This window comes from Pantoea sp. X-Soil-TKNS-1211 (assembly GCF_059730495.1).
In genome coordinates this window covers 1,392,121-1,408,285 of the sequence record NZ_AP035953.1, presented here as the reverse complement: position 1 = coordinate 1,408,285, position 16,165 = coordinate 1,392,121, and the positions used below count along the sequence as shown (strand labels likewise).

The following is a 16,165-nucleotide window of genomic DNA, read 5'->3' as shown; positions in this document are numbered from 1 at the left end:
GCTTACAGCAACTTATTCTGCTGTAGCCACTGCTGCGCTACCTGGCTGGCGTCCTGGCCGTCCACCGCGATCTGCGCATTGAGCTGTTGCAACGTTTTCTCATCCAGCTTGCTGAACACCGGCTGCAACCAGTTGGCGATATCAGGATATTGCTTCAACACCACATCGCGGATCACCGGGGTGGGCGCGTAAATCGGCTGCACGCCTTTCGGGTCGGTTAAGGTTTTCAGCCCCAGAGCCGCCACCGGGCCGTCGGTGCCGTAAGCCATCGCCGCATTCACGCCGGAGGTCTGCTGCGCTGCGGCTTTGATGGTCACCGCCGTATCGCCGCCCGCCAGCGACAGCAGCTGTGATTGATCAAGTTTGAAATCGTAGGCTTTTTCAAACGCCGGTAACGCATCGCTGCGTTCGATAAATTCTGCCGAGGCCGCCAGTTTGAAGGTGCCGCCTTTTTTCAGGTACTGGCTGAGATCCGCCAGCGAGGTGAGTTTGTTTTTCTCGGCGACATCGCTGCGTACCGCAATGGTCCAGGTATTATTGGCCGGCGCTGGCGTCAGCCACACCAGATGGTTTTTCTCCGCATCAAGGGTCTTCACCTTGTCATAACCCTGCTGCGCATTCTTCCACGCCGGGTCTTTCTCATCATTAAAGAAAAATGCCCCGTTGCCGGTGTATTCAGGATAGATATCCAGCGCGCCCGCGGTGATGGCCCCGCGTACCACCTGCGTGGTGCCGAGCTGAATTTTATTCACCGTCGGCACTCCATGTTTGTTCAGCACTTGCAGAATGATATTGCCGAGCAACGAACCTTCGGTATCAATCTTCGATCCCACCCGCACCGGGTCGGCTGCCTGCGCCGCAGTGGCGCTCATTGCTAATGCGATCAGTCCCAGTAAACCCTGCTTAATCATGCCGTTCGCCCTCAGTATTGTTATCGTATGGTGAGTTACAAGCGTAGCCTGGCGAACCGGGATGGGTGCGGTCAAGCAGGGTTTTGGCTTCCGCTTCGGTCAATTTCTGCTAGCCATTTCAAATCAGTTATAACCAATTCGTTGCTCATATAACCAAATGGAATTTTTCAGCCGCCCACTGAGGATTATCCTCATAGTCCCATATTTACAAAAATACAGACAACAACATCATGTCCGACTTAACTTCTCCCGCCCATGTGGCGCTGGCAGGGAATCAACCTCAGGGTGAGACGCAGTGGATCCGCAGTGCGTCCGATGTGTCAAATCTGATCAATAACAGCGAGCAGTCGCGCAGTAACGCGCGCATCGTCATCGCTATCGCGCTGGGCGGGGTGTTTCTTGATGCCTACGACCTGGGCGCGCTGGCGTTTGGTATTAAAGATGTGGCACGCGAGTTCCAGCTGACACCGACCGGCACTGGCATGGTGGCGGCAGCGATCACCTTTGGTGCTATCGTTGGTGCGCTGATTGGTGGCTATCTGACCGATAAAATTGGTCGCTACCGGGTGTTTATGGCCGATATGTTCTTCTTTGTGGTGGCGGCGCTGGCCTGTGCCTTTGCCCCCAACGAATATGTGCTGGGCGGTGCGCGTTTTGTCATGGGACTGGGTGTCGGTATCGATTTACCGGTGGCGATGGCCTTCCTTGCCGAGTTTTCTAAATTGCGCGGTCAGGGCAATAAAGCCGCCAGCGTGGCGATGTGGTGTCCCACCTGGTACGCAGCGATCAGTATCTCCTACCTGCTGGTGTTGCTGCTGTATGCGGTGTTGCCGGAAAGCCATACCGACTGGTTGTGGCGCTTGATTCTGGGCTTTGGTGCTGTCCCGGCAATTGTGATTATTGCAATCCGCAGCCGTTATATGAGCGAGTCCCCGGTGTGGGCCGCCAATCAGGGCAATCTGCACGGCGCGGCAGATATTTTGCGCCGCTCGTACAATATCAACGCGCGGGTGGCAGATGACGCCGACCTGAGTAAGCAGCCCCGCGTACGCAAAGCCAGCTGGCGTAACTATGGCGCGCTGTTGCAGGGCGTCTATCGCCGTCGCACCATCCTGGCGACCGTCACCTCCATCGCCTCCTCCTTTGCCTATAACGCGGTGGCCTTTGGTCTGCCGGTGATTATTTCCAGCTTCTTTGCCCAATCGATGCTGACCACCATCCTGGTGTCGCTGGCGCTGAACCTGTTGTTTGCTTTTGTCGGCGGTTTGCTGGCGGTACGGCTGGTGCCACGTCTCGGTGCGTGGAAAATGTCGGTGACCGGCTACGCTTGCCAGTGCGTGGCGCTGCTTGGTCTGGCGTTGATTGGACGCCCGGAAGGCGGCGAGCAGGCGGCGATAGCGATCGCCATGCTGGCGCTGTTCCTGTTCGGTCAGGGCTTTGGTCCCGGCTCGCATACCATGACCTTTGCGTCGCTGAGCTATCCGACCTCGCTGCGTGGCGTGGGCGTGGGCTTTAACCAGACGCTGATGCGTGGCAGTTCGACCGTGTCGCTGTTTGTCTTCCCGCTGTTGGTCGCCGCGTTTGGCACCGGGGTATTCTGGGTGATTTTCCTCGCACCGCTGGCCGGTCTGCTGGCGCTACTGGCAATTCGCTGGGAGCCATCGGGTTACGATGTGGATGCAGAGGATTTCCAAACCAGGTAGCGTTATGACGTCGCGGCGCAATAAATCGCGCTGCGACGGAATTATGCCGGGAGCTGGAACGCATCCAGCGTGGCGGGAATCCGGGCGAAGGTGAAGAGAAACCACGGCGTGAACTGATCCGGGGATTGCGCTATCTCCTGCTGGATCTGCGCCACTGAGCGATAGCACCAGGCATCAGCCTCTTCCGGGTTCAGTTTCGGTTGTTCATCGCTGATGGCAAAGAACACGTGACCATATTCATGTTCCGTCAGGCCATTGCTAAGTGGCAGGTTGTAGCTCAGCTCAAACACCGGCGTCAGCGTCAGCGACAACCCCATCTCCTCGCGCAGACGACGTTCAGCGGCGGCACGGGTAGATTCCTGCGGATAAGGATGACCGCAACAGGTGTTACTCCACAACCCGCCGCAGTGATATTTACCACTGGCACGACGTTGCAGCAGCAGTTCATGCCGCGAGTTAAACACGTAAACCGTTACCGCGCGATGCAGTAATCCCTTTTCATGAACTTCCAGCTTTTCCATCTTGCCGGTGGGACGATCGAGGTGGTCGACGAGAATAACTTCTATGGCGGACATGACAACTCCTTCAGAAAAATCTCAACCATTGTACACAATCACGGCGCGGGTAAACGGGAAAATTGCGTACATTCCGTGCGTTTGCGTAACTGAAGGTTAATTTTAGCAGCCAATTACCAGAGCAGCATAAAAAATGGAGAATGATTAAAAAGGAAGGAGAAACGGTGGCACCGCAGGTGCCACCGCGGAAAAGCGCTTAAAGTTTAAAGCTTTGCACCACCAGCTCCAGCTGGACGCTCTGCTCCTCCATCGCACGTGCGGCAGCGGAGACCTGCTCAACCAGCGCGGCGTTTTGTTGCGTGCTGCCGTCAAGTTGGGTGATCGCCACGTTAACCTGATCGATACCTAAGCTCTGCTCACGGCTGGCGGACATAATCTCCCCCATCAGCGTGGTGACGCTGCTGACACCGTGCATCAGCTCATCCATGGTTTGTCCGGCTTGCTCCACCAGCTGGCTGCCGGTATCGATGTTGGTGACCGATTCCTCAATCAGCTTCTTGATCTCACGTGCCGAGTTGGCTGAACGCTGTGCCAGATTTCGCACTTCCGATGCCACCACCGCAAAACCACGTCCCTGCTCACCAGCGCGTGCGGCTTCGACCGCGGCGTTCAAGGCCAGAATATTGGTCTGGAAAGCGATGCTGTCGATAACGCTGATAATATCGACCACTTTGCGCGACGAGTGGTGGATCTCGCCCATGGTGCTGACCACCTGACGCACCACTTCTGTACCGCGCGCCGCTACCTGCGAGGCATCATCGGCCAGTTGATTGGCATGGGTGGCGTTGTCTGCGTTCTGCCGCACCGTACCGGTCAACTGCTCCATCGAGGCTGCGGTTTCAACAATCGAGCTGGCCTGTGATTCGGTACGCGCCGACAGGTCAGCGTTGCCGCTGGCGATCTCACGCGAGGCAGCGGTAATCGCCAGCGCGCTGTCACCCACCTGACGCATCAGCCCCTGAAGGTAAGCAATGAACTGGTTGAAGCTCTGCGCCACAGCGTTAAATTCCGGGCTGTTGCTGGCAGGCAGACGCTGCGTCAAATCCGCGCCACCGGTCGATAACGCTTCAATGTTACGGTTGAGCTGGCTTAAGCGCTTCATCATGGCTCGCACAAAGCCGAGCAACACCAGTAGCAGGATCACCGCCAGCGGGATCTGCACCAGGCCCAGCCGGGTCAACATGCTATGGGTTTGCGCATTCAGCAGGCTGGAAGGCACATCGCTGGCGAGATACCACGGGCTGCCGGGGATAGCTTGCAGGAACAGCGTATGCTCGCCATCTTCCGCGTCATAGGTCGCCTGCGTTGGCTGACTGCCCGCCTGCGCCAGCAACGTTTTCAACGCCGGTGCCAACGGCAGTTGGGTATCGGTCAGATTTTCCAGTTTCGCCGCAGCATCGACCAATGCGGCGTTACCCACCACTTTGCCATCGGCCTCGACGATCAATACGCGGCCATGAATCGCCTCCCCCATCTGCTTCGCCAGTTGGTTAAAGAACCCCAGCGTCACGTCGATGGTCGCCACGCCCCAGGCGGTGCCATTGCGGTAAATCGCCATCGCGCAGTTGGTGCGCGGTTGTGGGCTGGCAGCATCCTGATAGGCCTTCGCCCAGGCACACTGACCTTTAGCGGCGGCCATACCGTCTTTGTACCAGGGCTGTTCCCAATATTTGTCAGCGGCGTCAGAGTTCCAGTATGTATTGACCTGTAACTGGTTGCTGGCGTTGCGGGCGAAAAACGAACTGTCTTTCTCTTTGGCCGGATCGCGACGGTTCGGCAGTGGCCAGATACCGCCACCGAACACGTTGCTGTCCTGATATTGGTTGACCAGCGCAGGCAACAGCGTATCAATGCTGGCACTGTCCATCACCCCTGCTGCTTCAGTAATGGCACGCTGCTGTGCCTGGACGCGATTCATCTGCTCAATGATGCGTGCGGCCAGGCCATCAACTTCGTAACGTACCAGGCGACTCTCATTGTGGCTCAGTTGTGGCGCAATAAATTGATTGATCACCAACAAGGTGACCAGCATCAGCACGACGAAAAACGCGACGAGGGTCGCGGTGAAACGGGATTGTGTAGTTTTTAACATGGGAGTGCCCTTACCCTGGAGTGGCGAGATGCCTGATCCGGGTTAACGGCTTGTTAAGGAGGAACTTGAGGTGCGCGCGATCACAAAGCAATAAAATAATTGATGCAGGTGATGATGTAGCGGCGCGATGTGTTTGGCGTGTATAGCAAAACCTGCGCGATAAATCGCGCCGCTACGGTTCAGGCGATGGGAGGATCCACCACCTCTTGTCTGGGACGAAAAATATGGCTGTTGCCGTCCGCCAGCAGACGCTGCAACAGCTGCTGCCCACCGCGTTCATCGGCCTGCGCAAACTGGCGTTCAGCCTCAGTGATCGGTGTTGACCACAGTAAATTCACCCGGTCGCCCTCGCGCTTCGGCAGACGAAACTGCGCCGCTTCCGGGGCCAGCCCATTCGCCAGCAGGAAACTTTCGAAACCCACCGGTGACACTTCTGACGCCAGCGTATGCCCCTCGCCCAGCCAGGTGAGGCGCGCCCACGGCAGATGGGCAAACTCGGCCAGTGCACTGGCCATTTGCACCGCATTGGCTTCGTTCATCACTTCGCCATCCACCGCCATTGCTAGTTCAATGCGGCGATACTGCGGTGCCAGCTCATCAAACAGATAATCCACCTGCGGCATCGGTCGGATCCCCATGCCGAGGGTGAGGAAGTACCACACGCCCTGATGCCAGTGCTGCGAAATCGCCATCGGCGGCCAGTTGCCCTGATCGATGGCGTAATACTTCACCGATTCACCAAATTGCGCCTGGTAGCACTGCATCAACTCGCGCTGCACCACGTCCCACAAGTGGCCATCATGCCAGTCACGCCAGAAATGGCGTTGCTGTTCGGCGCGTGCGTAGTAGTCGTTGGTCGAGGCCGAGCCAAGCGGTGCGGTCAGGCGATTGGCTTTAATACACCCCGCTGAGAAGCTCACCTGTTTATCCTGATACAGGCTCCAGCCAGGGATCACCGCCAGCAGTTGGCCGTAATACCACAAAGCCGCACCATCGTCGCTCGCCTCCCACAGCACCTGTAAACCGGCCGGATCGAGCGCTGGCTCCGCTTCCAGCGTGCGGCAAAACTCAGCGCTAAGCAGCGGCGCGATGCCTTGCTCCAGCGCGTCACGATCCTCGCGGGCCGGTGCGGGCAGCAGGTTGCGTAACCAGCAACCGCGCACCGCATACTGGCTGCGGAACAGGTCGTTCGGCCAAATGTAAAAATAGGCCGTGCGTGCGTCCTGCTCGACGATGGCCGTTAATGTGTTTTGCTGATTCGGCACCTCAGCAATCAGAGGGTGGTGTGTCATAACGCCTCAACAATGCCTGGAGGGATCCATTTCCCCCGAGAATAGAGCAGGATCGGCACTCGTGCCATGTAGCACAAGGGTAAAACTCTCAAAGTGCGAAGGAGAAAGATGAGGGTTGCTGAAGTTTCGCCGCAGGATGCACGGGCAAGCATCAAATTAATTCGCGATTCTTTTGCCATAGTGCGTGCTATTGTCGCCCCATTCGCATCGAAGGAGTTGACGCAATGGTGCTGCAAAGTGTGGATTTTAACCTGCGTGATGTGGTGATTTTCGCCCTGCTGGTGTGGCTGTTTATGCGCTACACGTGGGTGATGTCAGCACTGACCTTGCTGGTGGCGGGCATTGCCCTGCTCATTATTTTACCTGTTGATATTTATTACAGCCTGCTGCCACTGGCGCTGATGGGGCTGGGATTCGGCATGCTAATCCATCATTATCAGCTACGACAACTGACCCTGCGTCGTGAAGCCAAAACCCCGCGCACCTACACCAAAGCCAGAGACGAACTGCACCCGTAACGGTTATCGGCCCATCCGTTTCATCGCCCTGGCATACGCGCCGCGCTGAATCGACCAACGCAACAAACCGGCAATCAGCTGTATTTCCCCATCCACCAGCCGCTGCTGCACGGGACTGATGGGCAAGTCCGCCAGCTGCTGCGCCCACGCTGGTAGCAACCCGATCCCTGCCTTCATCATCGCCCGCATCACCGGCTTCGCCTGCCAGCTGGGAGCCGGTGCGTTCATCAACAGCTGGGTGACTTCCCGCGTACGCGCATCGCAAACCAGATGAGGGCGCATCGCCTGTAAGTAGCTCTCCACCGCCGCAACACTTTTTGGCACCTCCTCGGCACCGAGAGATTCAGCAATCAGCGCCGCTTCCTGGTAGTAGCGGTCCTGCTCCATCAGGCTGAGATGCGGATTTTTATAACGTAGATGGGCGGCAAGAAAGCGGCTGGTTTCCGCCACATGTACCCAGGTGAGCAAATGGGGATCGCTGGCCGCATAGGACTGGCCCGCATTGTCGACGCCGGTAACGCGCAGATGAATACGTTTGACACGCTCGATCAACGTATGGGCATCCTGCTGGTTGCCGAAGGTGGTGACTGCGATAAATTGGCTGGTACGCCGTAACCGTCCCAGCATGTCTTCACGGAAGTTGGAGTGATCCCATACCCCCGCCAGCGCCGCCGGATGCAACATCTGCAACAACAACGCGCTGATACCGCCACACATCATGGCGGCAAAATCGCCGTGCACGCGCCAGATGACGCTGTCCGGGCCAAACAGACCGGGATCGCCAGGCGGTTGCGAGATATCAAATTCGTTGAGCGACAGGCCATTCAGGCGGAAGACTTGTTGTTCGATGCGTTTGCGGATGTTCATGATTTTCGTGTAATAGCCCGGTCAACCTAAAGGCTGACCGGGTTGCTAAGAGTTCTGCAAGTTGTAGCCGCGCGATTCATCGCGCGGTTAGACATCTGCTGCCATCGTTACGGTTGCGCGATAAATCGCGCTGCTACGTTGGATTTAGAGATAATCAAATGATGCGTCCTGCGTCCGTACCGAATCCAGCCCAATCATCACATTGATCTTACCCGGCTCGGCCACATGCTGCATTTTCTGGTTCCAGAATTTGAGCGCATCGACGTCAATCTTAAAGCTCACCGTCTGGGACTCGCCCGCTTTCAGCATGATGCGTTTAAAGCCGCGCAGCTCCTGCACCGGACGGCTGATGCTGGCCACCGGATCATTCAGGTACATTTGCACCACCGTCGCACCATCGCGATTGCCGGTGTTAGTGACCTTGACGCTGGCTTCCACCGTACCATTACGTGGCATATATTTCGCTGACATCTTCACCGGCGACACGCTGAAGGTGGTATAGCTCTGACCATAACCAAACGGATAAAGCGGCCCGTTGATGGCATCGTAGTAATGCGAGGTGTACTTGTTCGGCTTGGCGAAGTTATACGGACGGCCGGTAGGCAAATGGTTGTAGTAAATCGGGATCTGCCCCACCGAACGCGGGAATGATACGGGCAATTTGCCTGACGGGTTGTAGTCGCCAAACAGCACATCGGCGATAGCATTACCGCCTTCGGTGCCGCTGAACCAGGTTTCCAGCATCGCATCAGCGATCTGATCTTCATGTACCACATTCAGCGGGCGACCGTTCATCAGCACAATCACCAGCGGTTTTCCGGTGGCTTTCAGCGCCGTCAGTAACTTCTGCTGGCTTTCCGGGATCACCAGGTCGCTGCGGCTGGAGGCTTCATGCGCCATCCCCTGCGCCTCGCCAACGGCGGCAACGACGATATCCGCCTTTTTCGCATTCGCCACCGCTTCATCAATCATCTGTTGCGGCGAGCGCGCATCAACTGTCACCGCCTGCTCATACAGATTAAGGAAATTCTGAATACCTTTGTTATCCGTGATATTCGCGCCTTTGGTGTACAGCAGCGTGCCCTTACCCGCCATCGCTGTGCGCATTCCCTGATACAGGGTGATGGATTGCTTCGCGACCCCGGCAGCAGACCAGCTGCCCATGATGTCACGCTGGCTGTCGGCCAGGGGGCCAACCAGCGCCACGGTGGCGTTCTTTTTCAGCGGTAAGGTTTCGCGCCAGTTTTTCAGCAGCACGATGCTCTTACGTGCCACGTCACGCGCTTCAGCACGATGCAGACGACTCTCCGCGTTGGTGTCCTGCGGATCGCTGCCTTTCGGTCCCAGATGGCTGTAAGGATCGTTAAACAGCCCCATATCGTATTTGACGTTCAACACATGGCGCGCGGCGTCATCAATTTCCGCCATACTCACCGCGCCACTTTTTACCAGCCCCGGCAGGTATTTGCTGTAATACTCATCGCTCATACTCATGTCGATGCCGGACTTCAGGGCAATACGTACCGCGTCTTGCGGATCGCTGGCGACACCGTGTTTCATCAGTTCTTTAATCGCGCCGTGATCGCTGATGGTAATGCCTTTGAATTTCCACTCACCACGCAACAGGTCTTTCAACAGCCAGCTGTCGGCAGTAGCCGGTGTACCGTTAATTGAGTTAAGCGCCACCATCACGCCGCCGCTGCCGGCATCCAGCGAGGCTTTATAGGGCGGCATATAATCCTGAAACATCCGCTGCGGACTCATATCGACGGTGTTGTAATCACGTCCCCCTTCCACCGCACCATACAGCGCGAAATGCTTGACGCTGGTCATGATGGAATAACGATCTGCCGGGCTTTTGCCCTGCATCGCTTTCACCAGGGTGCTGCCCATTTGCGAGGTCAGGAAGGTATCTTCACCAAAGCCTTCCGATACACGTCCCCAACGCGGCTCACGGCTGACATCCACCATCGGTGCCCAGGTCATGTTCAGACCGTCATCCGCCGCTTCATACGCGGAAACTCGCCCGACTTCCGCTACCGCATCAATATCCCAACTGGCGGCCAGCCCAAGCGGAATCGGAAACACGGTACGCTGGCCGTGTATCACGTCATAGGCAAAGAACAACGGAATCTTCAGGCGGCTGAGTTGCATCACTTGATCCTGCATGGCGCGGATGTCCGGACGCGTCACGGTATTAAAAATCGCCCCAACCTGTCCGTGCTGAATCATGTCGCGGATGGCTTCCTTTGGGTTATCCGGACCTACGCTTATCAGACGTAACTGACCAATCTTCTCATCAAGCGTCATCTTGCTAAGCAGTTGGTTAACAAAGGCGTCACGCGCCTGTTCGGTCATCGGATGGTTACCAAACATCTCATCCGCCAGCGCGGGTTGCATGGCAAGGGATACAGCGAGGCTAACAGAGCAAATCCATTTCATCAGGTCGGGTTCTCTTAAGTGACTGCGCAATATAAAAATAACCGGCAAAGTGTGCCATAAGTTGAGGATAGCAGGTAGCCGACGATGTCACATCGCGGCTGCTTCGTGTAACGCGTGCTACAGTTGTTTCGCTACCGTTTATGACAAGGATAAGCCAATGAGAAACGCTTCCTCTGATTCTGCCCTGCTGGGTGAGCTGCGCCGCCTGGTCGGTCCAACGCAGTTGCTGACTGATGCTGAACACACCGCCCGTTATCGTAAAGGCTTCCGCTCCGGTGAGGGCGAGGCGCTGGCCGTGGTGTTTCCCGGATCGCTACTCGAACTGTGGCGCGTATTGCAGGCGCTGGTCTCTACCGATGCCATCATTCTGATGCAGGCCGCTAACACCGGGCTGACGGAAGGGTCCACTCCACAGGGTAACGATTATGACCGCCCGGTGGTGATCATTAGCACGCTACGGCTGGATAAACTGCAACTGATTGATGGCGGTAAACAGATTCTGGCTTTCCCAGGTAGCACGCTTTATCAGTTGGAAAAAGCCCTCAAGCCGCTGGGGCGCGAACCGCATTCGGTGATCGGCTCATCCTGTATTGGCGCGTCGGTGATGGGCGGAATTTGCAATAACTCCGGCGGTTCGCTGATTAAACGCGGCCCGGCCTATAGCGAAATGGCGCTGTATGCGCAAATTGATGCTGACGGCAAGTTGCGGCTGGTCAACCATCTCGGCATCGAGCTGGGTCATTCACCGGAAGAGATACTGGGACGACTGGATGATGATCGCTGGCAGCAGAGTGACGTGATTTGGGATGATCGTCACGCCTCGGATCATGAATATGCCGAGCGCGTGCGTGATATCCACGCCGATACCCCGGCACGTTTCAATGCCGATGCCCGTCGTCTGTTCGAAGCCTCCGGCTGTGCCGGTAAGCTGGCGGTGTTTGCCGTGCGCCTTGATAGCTTCGTCAGCGAACCGAAGCAGCAGGTGTTTTATATTGGCAGCAACGATCCGGCAGAGCTGGGTGAGATCCGGCGGCATATCCTGGCAAATTTTCACCATTTACCGGTAGCTGGTGAATATATGCATCGCGATATCTTTGATATCGCCGAGGTGTATGGCAAAGATACCTTTCTGATGATCGACCGCCTTGGCACCGACAAAATGCCGCTGTTTTTCACCGTCAAGGGCCGGATCGATGCCTGGCTGGCGAAGCGTAAATGGATTAAGCCGCATTTGACCGATCGGCTGTTGCAACGCCTGAGCGGGTGGTTCCCGGCTCATCTGCCAAAACGCCTGAAGCAGTACCGCGACAAATATGAACATCATCTGATGCTGAAGATGTCCGGTGACGGCGTGGCAGAGGCCCAGGAATATCTGCACGCCTTTTTCCGTGAAGGTGGCGGTGAGTTTTTTGCCTGCGACGCCAAAGAAGGTGCTCACGCGTTTTTGCACCGTTTCGCGGCTGCCGGTGCCGCGGTGCGCTATCACGCAATCCATGCTGATGAAGTCGAGGATATTCTGGCACTGGATATCGCACTGCGCCGCAACGACAACGACTGGTTTGAACGGCTACCGCCGGAATTCGACCAGGAGCTGAGCCATCGACTCTACTACGGTCACTTTTTCTGCCATGTGTTCCATCAGGACTACATCGTGAAGAAAGGGGTCGATGCCCATGCGCTGAAAGAAAAGATGCTGGCGATTCTCAGCCAGCGCGGCGCGGAATATCCGGCCGAGCACAATGTCGGCCATTTGTATGCCGCGCAGCCGCAACTCCAGGCGTTTTATCGTCGGTTAGATCCCACCAACAGTTTTAACCCGGGGATTGGCAAAACCAGTAAGCAGAAGGGATGGGCGGTGAAGGTTTAGTATTGATGCGCAACGGCGCGATTTATCGCGCCGTTGCGGTTAAGGCAACATTACGACAACGGCTGGCTGTCGTCCGCCAGTGCCTGCTGGGCGCGACGTTCGATAATCATGGTCTGCGGCGTCGACAACACGATGCCTTCTTTACGCAACCGCGTCAGGATATCAAACAGCAAATCGCTTTTGGCGCTCGAAATCTGGCGCTGGCTGGCAACGTTGCCGGTGACGCTAAGTACAATGCCAGCCGGTGTCAGATCCTTAAATGAGACGGATGGCGCAGGCATTTCGAGGATACGTTCGTTCTCCTCATACACCTCCAGCAGGATCTCACGCACCCGAACCGGATCGATATTCAGTGGGAAGGTCAGCAAAATCGTCACCACCCCTTGCGCATTGCCCATGGTCGCGTTCCGCACGTTCTGCGAGATCAGCTGCGAGTTCGGCACAATGACAGTGGATTTATCGCTGAGTTGGATCTCGGTGGCGCGCACGTTGATACGGCGGATATCCCCTTCGATGCCGCTGATGCTCACCAGATCGCCAACTTTAACCGGACGCTCGGTGAGCAGGATCAGACCGGAGATAAAGTTCTTAACGATCTCCTGTAAACCAAAACCGATACCGACCGACAGGGCGCTGACGATCCACGCTAGTTTGTTCCACTGCAAGCCCATGATCGACAGCGTCAGCAGGATAATCAGCACGTAACCAATGTTGCTGAACAGTGTCACCAGCGACACGCGCATACCCGCGTCCATGGTGGTTTTCGGCAGGAACTCTTTATCCAGCCAGCGGCGCACCGAGCGCAGCACATAAACCCCCACCACCAGGCAAAGGATAGCGTTGACCATATGCGCCGGAACAATATTCAGCGACTCCAGTCCTTTGCCACCCCAGAATTCAATCACCTTCTGGATCAGAGCAATCGGCGTGGTGGAGGCAAAAGTGCCGTTCAGCAGCGCCAGCGCAACGATACCGATCAGCAAGGTTTTGCCCAGCGCACCTAACAACGTGGCAGCCTGTTGCAGGTGGCGCTCATCAATATTCAGTGAACTTTGGATACGTCTCCCGCTGCGGGTTTGTATCGAGAACAGGCTGTCACAGCCGTCCGTCACCAGTTGGCTGAGGAAATAGAACGAACCGAACAGAATGCCACACCAAATCACTTCATAACTGAGGAAGCGCGCCAGTGAAACGTAACCGATCACCAGCGAAATCAGGATGGCAAGCGCCGTCAGGGTCAGGCCCATCTGAATCAGGCCAACCAGGGTAGAACGCGCTTCCGGTGGATTGCCCTTCTGCGCCATCCGGCGACGCACCCGATTGGTACGCATACTGATCGCCAGCCCGGTGCTACCAATCAGCAAGGCTGTCAGGCCGTTAGCAAAAATGGTGGTATTCAGGCTGGAGCCGACGCTGTAGTTAAAGGATTCCACCGTCTGGAAGATAAACACCAGCGCGGCGGTAATCGGCGGGAACGGTTTCAACGCCAGTGCCACTTCATTGGAAATGGCGGGCAAGCGCCAGCTCGGACGGCGAGTCGAGAGGAACGCGCGTCCCAGACCGGCAATCAACCCGCAATAGACGCTGAGCTGCACCAGACGCAGGATAAAGTCCTGCACATCGGACGACACCTCATCCCGGCGCGCAAAGGCCAGCGCAAAGAAATTGAAGGTCAACACCACGGCAGCCAATGTGGTGAGCGCAATCGCCGACGCCAGGAAACTGCGGCGCAGTCGCCCTTCCGGCATTTTGTGGATGCTAACCCAGGCGAGAAATTCTTCCCCGTAACGGCGACCCAACGTCATCACCAGCATCGCGGCGATCAACCAGCCAATGGTGCCAACGCGCCAGCCCGGTTCCCACGACAGCGCGGCGGTGTCCTGCAATTCACTGAGGAAATCGCTGATCTTCTCGCCATCCAGATCCTGCGCGCTGAACAGCGGCGCCCAAAAACGCGGGCCAAGGATACTGCCGGAGTTCAGCGCCAGCTGGCTTTTCAGCTGATCGCGACGCAGGTTAACGATTTGCGACGACAGCATCAGCGCGCCGTTTTTAATCCCTTCGGCCTGCTTGATCTGATCGTCCAGCTTGGTTTTCTGATTCTCCAGCGAACTACGCTTACGCGCGACTTCCAGCGTTTCGGTCATGCCGCTATCGGGTTTCGGTGCCGGACCCAGTACCGCCAACTGCGCATCCAGTTGCTGACGCTGCGGCCCTAACGCCTGACCGAGCGTGTCGGCATTGCCCGACAGTTCCAGCGCCATTTCATTCAGTTGGCTGAGCTTGCTTTCATTATTTTCTCCCGACACCTGACTTTTAATCTTGTCGAGAATTTTCTGCATTTTCGGCAGTTCCACCGAGGCATTGACCTTCGGTGCTGCATCTTCAGCCGCTGGCGCGACGGCGTTGGTGTCGACAGCCTGGCTGATTGCCGGAGCCAGCAGCGCCAGCATGAGCAAAAAAGGAGCAGAAAGAGATCGAAACGTAAACATAAGAGTGAGATTCCAGCGCATTAACCGTCTACAGACGCGGCTTAGTGACCCTAAGTGGCGGCTAGTGTAGGCCTTTGGCAACAGCGAAACTATAGGAATGAGGGTGTAAAACATTGGTGTTAACGATAAGGGTTTTTGCAGATGCCGCCCCGCTGGCCGCATCTGCAACAGCAACATTATTCGACGTTCTGTCCCTGAGCGCCGGTGCTCGCCGTTTGCGAGGCTTTCTGCTTTTTATACGCCAATGCCGCCGCCGGAACCGGTGCCGCTTTACCGGTTTCCAGCCAGTCACGCAGACGGTTCGCATCGGCAAAGTGGGTGTATTTACCAAACGCATCCAGCACCACCAGTGCCACCGGACGGTTGTTGATCACCGTGCGCATCACCAGGCAGTGACCCGCCTCATCGGTATAACCGGTTTTGGTCAGTTGAATGCGCCAGTCATTTTTGTACACCAAATGGTTAGTGTTACGGAACGGTAACGCATAGTTTGGATGTTTAAACACCGCCGTATCTTCTTTGGTGGTGCTCAACTCACCAATCAACGGATACTGACGCGTAGCTTTCACCAGCTTGATCAGGTCTTCCGCGTTGGAGACGTTATGAATCGACAGCCCGGTCGGTTCCACATAATGGGTGTGTGTCATGCCGAGGGCGCGTGCCTTGGCATTCATGGCGCGAATAAAAGCGTCATAACCGCCCGGGTAGTGATGCGCCAGACTGGCAGCAGCACGATTTTCCGAGGACATCAGCGCCAGCAGCAGCATATTACGGCGGCTAATTTCGCTATTGAGCTTCACACGGGAGAATACACCGCGCATTTCCGGGGTGTGGCTGATATCAACCGACAACATTTCGTCCAGTGGCAACTTCGCATCCAGCACCACCATCGCCGTCATCAGCTTGGTGAGCGAGGCGATGGGGCGCACACGGTCCGGATGGCTGGAGAACAGCACTTTGCCGTTATCCAGGTCGACAATCATCGCACTGCCGGATGCAATCTGCGGCTGCGCAATCGGGGCCAGATTGGACAACGCAGCAGCAGGGGCCGCCAGAGCAGGGGTAGTGACTGCCGGTGCACCGATCATCAGCGCCAGCGACAGCAAAGAAATACGCATTTTTACAGACATCGTGTCAAAAAAATCCGGTCAGGAGTTTTGTGCTGTGCTAACGCACAGGCCGCGCGCATCAAACCAGACGGGATGCGGGCTGGCGACAGCATAATACGTGGTTCTCTACGAAATTTCCTGGAGAGATTGTTTCCGGGCGTTAAAAAACCCAGGGCAGGCAAGATCCGTAGCGGCGCGATTTATCGCGCGCTTTTGTCAGATAAGCCCGCGCGATAAATCGCGCCGCTACAGAAATAATTCGCGCCACAATGTGTGGCGCGAATAAGTACATCAGAA

11 protein-coding genes are annotated in these 16,165 nt (G+C 56.5%); 3 read left to right on the top strand and 8 right to left on the bottom strand.

The window, feature by feature from the left end; all coding sequences use genetic code 11:
* Nucleotides 1-2: 2 nt before the first annotated feature.
* Nucleotides 3-911, bottom strand: coding sequence for a glycine betaine ABC transporter substrate-binding protein OsmF (osmF, locus tag AC6I8W_RS06705; protein ID WP_497837479.1), 909 nt, complete (start codon nucleotides 909-911; stop codon nucleotides 3-5).
* 230 nt (nucleotides 912-1,141) lie between these two features.
* On the opposite strand from osmF, the gene AC6I8W_RS06700 reads away from it, so the two are divergent.
* Nucleotides 1,142-2,614: an MFS transporter gene (locus AC6I8W_RS06700; protein WP_497837478.1), complete on the top strand. Its 1,473-nt coding sequence runs from the start codon at nucleotides 1,142-1,144 to the stop codon at nucleotides 2,612-2,614.
* A 41-nt stretch (nucleotides 2,615-2,655) separates the two neighbouring features.
* On the opposite strand, the gene idi is transcribed toward AC6I8W_RS06700, so the two are convergent.
* From idi to AC6I8W_RS06685, 3 genes are all read right to left on the bottom strand, one after another.
* Complete coding sequence (gene idi / locus AC6I8W_RS06695) at nucleotides 2,656-3,189, bottom strand: isopentenyl-diphosphate Delta-isomerase (protein WP_497837477.1); 534 nt, start codon at nucleotides 3,187-3,189, stop codon at nucleotides 2,656-2,658.
* A gap of 196 nt (nucleotides 3,190-3,385) precedes the next feature.
* The gene (locus AC6I8W_RS06690; RefSeq protein ID WP_497837476.1) at nucleotides 3,386-5,281 is read right to left on the bottom strand and encodes a methyl-accepting chemotaxis protein; all 1,896 of its coding nucleotides are present in this window, start codon (nucleotides 5,279-5,281) and stop codon (nucleotides 3,386-3,388) included.
* Nucleotides 5,282-5,460: 179 nt separating this feature from the next.
* On the bottom strand, nucleotides 5,461-6,573 hold the full coding sequence (locus AC6I8W_RS06685; RefSeq protein ID WP_497837475.1) for a suppressor of fused domain protein: 1,113 nt from the start codon (nucleotides 6,571-6,573) through the stop codon (nucleotides 5,461-5,463).
* Between the two features lie 224 nt (nucleotides 6,574-6,797).
* On the opposite strand from AC6I8W_RS06685, the gene AC6I8W_RS06680 reads away from it, so the two are divergent.
* The gene (locus tag AC6I8W_RS06680; RefSeq protein ID WP_497837474.1) at nucleotides 6,798-7,091 is read left to right on the top strand and encodes a hypothetical protein; all 294 of its coding nucleotides are present in this window, start codon (nucleotides 6,798-6,800) and stop codon (nucleotides 7,089-7,091) included.
* Between the two features lie 3 nt (nucleotides 7,092-7,094).
* Here AC6I8W_RS06680 and AC6I8W_RS06675 read toward each other — a convergent pair whose 3' ends face one another.
* Nucleotides 7,095-7,958, bottom strand: coding sequence for an oxygenase MpaB family protein (locus AC6I8W_RS06675; protein WP_497837473.1), 864 nt, complete (start codon nucleotides 7,956-7,958; stop codon nucleotides 7,095-7,097).
* Between the two features lie 144 nt (nucleotides 7,959-8,102).
* Nucleotides 8,103-10,400, bottom strand: a complete 2,298-nt coding sequence (bglX, locus tag AC6I8W_RS06670; RefSeq protein ID WP_497837472.1) for a beta-glucosidase BglX — start codon at nucleotides 10,398-10,400, stop codon at nucleotides 8,103-8,105.
* A 157-nt stretch (nucleotides 10,401-10,557) separates the two neighbouring features.
* On the opposite strand from bglX, the gene dld reads away from it, so the two are divergent.
* Complete coding sequence (gene dld / locus AC6I8W_RS06665) at nucleotides 10,558-12,267, top strand: D-lactate dehydrogenase (protein ID WP_497837471.1); 1,710 nt, start codon at nucleotides 10,558-10,560, stop codon at nucleotides 12,265-12,267.
* 50 nt (nucleotides 12,268-12,317) lie between these two features.
* Here dld and AC6I8W_RS06660 read toward each other — a convergent pair whose 3' ends face one another.
* Nucleotides 12,318-14,759: a DUF3772 domain-containing protein gene (locus tag AC6I8W_RS06660; RefSeq protein WP_497837470.1), complete on the bottom strand. Its 2,442-nt coding sequence runs from the start codon at nucleotides 14,757-14,759 to the stop codon at nucleotides 12,318-12,320.
* Between the two features lie 176 nt (nucleotides 14,760-14,935).
* Entirely contained in the window at nucleotides 14,936-15,889 is a 954-nt protein-coding gene (gene pbpG, locus AC6I8W_RS06655; RefSeq protein ID WP_497837469.1) for a D-alanyl-D-alanine endopeptidase, read from the bottom strand.
* Nucleotides 15,890-16,165: the final 276 nt, after the last annotated feature.

Bases quoted from the DNA above. Each gene is read 5' to 3' on its own strand.
- AC6I8W_RS06685 (WP_497837475.1), bottom strand. From the start codon at position 6,573: ATGACACACCACCCTCTGATTGCTGAGGTGCCGAATCAGCAAAACACA.
- idi (WP_497837477.1), bottom strand. From the start codon at position 3,189: ATGTCCGCCATAGAAGTTATTCTCGTCGACCACCTCGATCGTCCCACC.
- osmF (WP_497837479.1), bottom strand. From the start codon at position 911: ATGATTAAGCAGGGTTTACTGGGACTGATCGCATTAGCAATGAGCGCC.
- AC6I8W_RS06700 (WP_497837478.1), top strand. From the start codon at position 1,142: ATGTCCGACTTAACTTCTCCCGCCCATGTGGCGCTGGCAGGGAATCAA.
- AC6I8W_RS06660 (WP_497837470.1), bottom strand. From the start codon at position 14,759: ATGTTTACGTTTCGATCTCTTTCTGCTCCTTTTTTGCTCATGCTGGCG.
- bglX (WP_497837472.1), bottom strand. From the start codon at position 10,400: ATGAAATGGATTTGCTCTGTTAGCCTCGCTGTATCCCTTGCCATGCAA.
- dld (WP_497837471.1), top strand. From the start codon at position 10,558: ATGAGAAACGCTTCCTCTGATTCTGCCCTGCTGGGTGAGCTGCGCCGC.
- AC6I8W_RS06680 (WP_497837474.1), top strand. From the start codon at position 6,798: ATGGTGCTGCAAAGTGTGGATTTTAACCTGCGTGATGTGGTGATTTTC.
- AC6I8W_RS06690 (WP_497837476.1), bottom strand. From the start codon at position 5,281: ATGTTAAAAACTACACAATCCCGTTTCACCGCGACCCTCGTCGCGTTT.
- AC6I8W_RS06675 (WP_497837473.1), bottom strand. From the start codon at position 7,958: ATGAACATCCGCAAACGCATCGAACAACAAGTCTTCCGCCTGAATGGC.
- pbpG (WP_497837469.1), bottom strand. From the start codon at position 15,889: ATGTCTGTAAAAATGCGTATTTCTTTGCTGTCGCTGGCGCTGATGATC.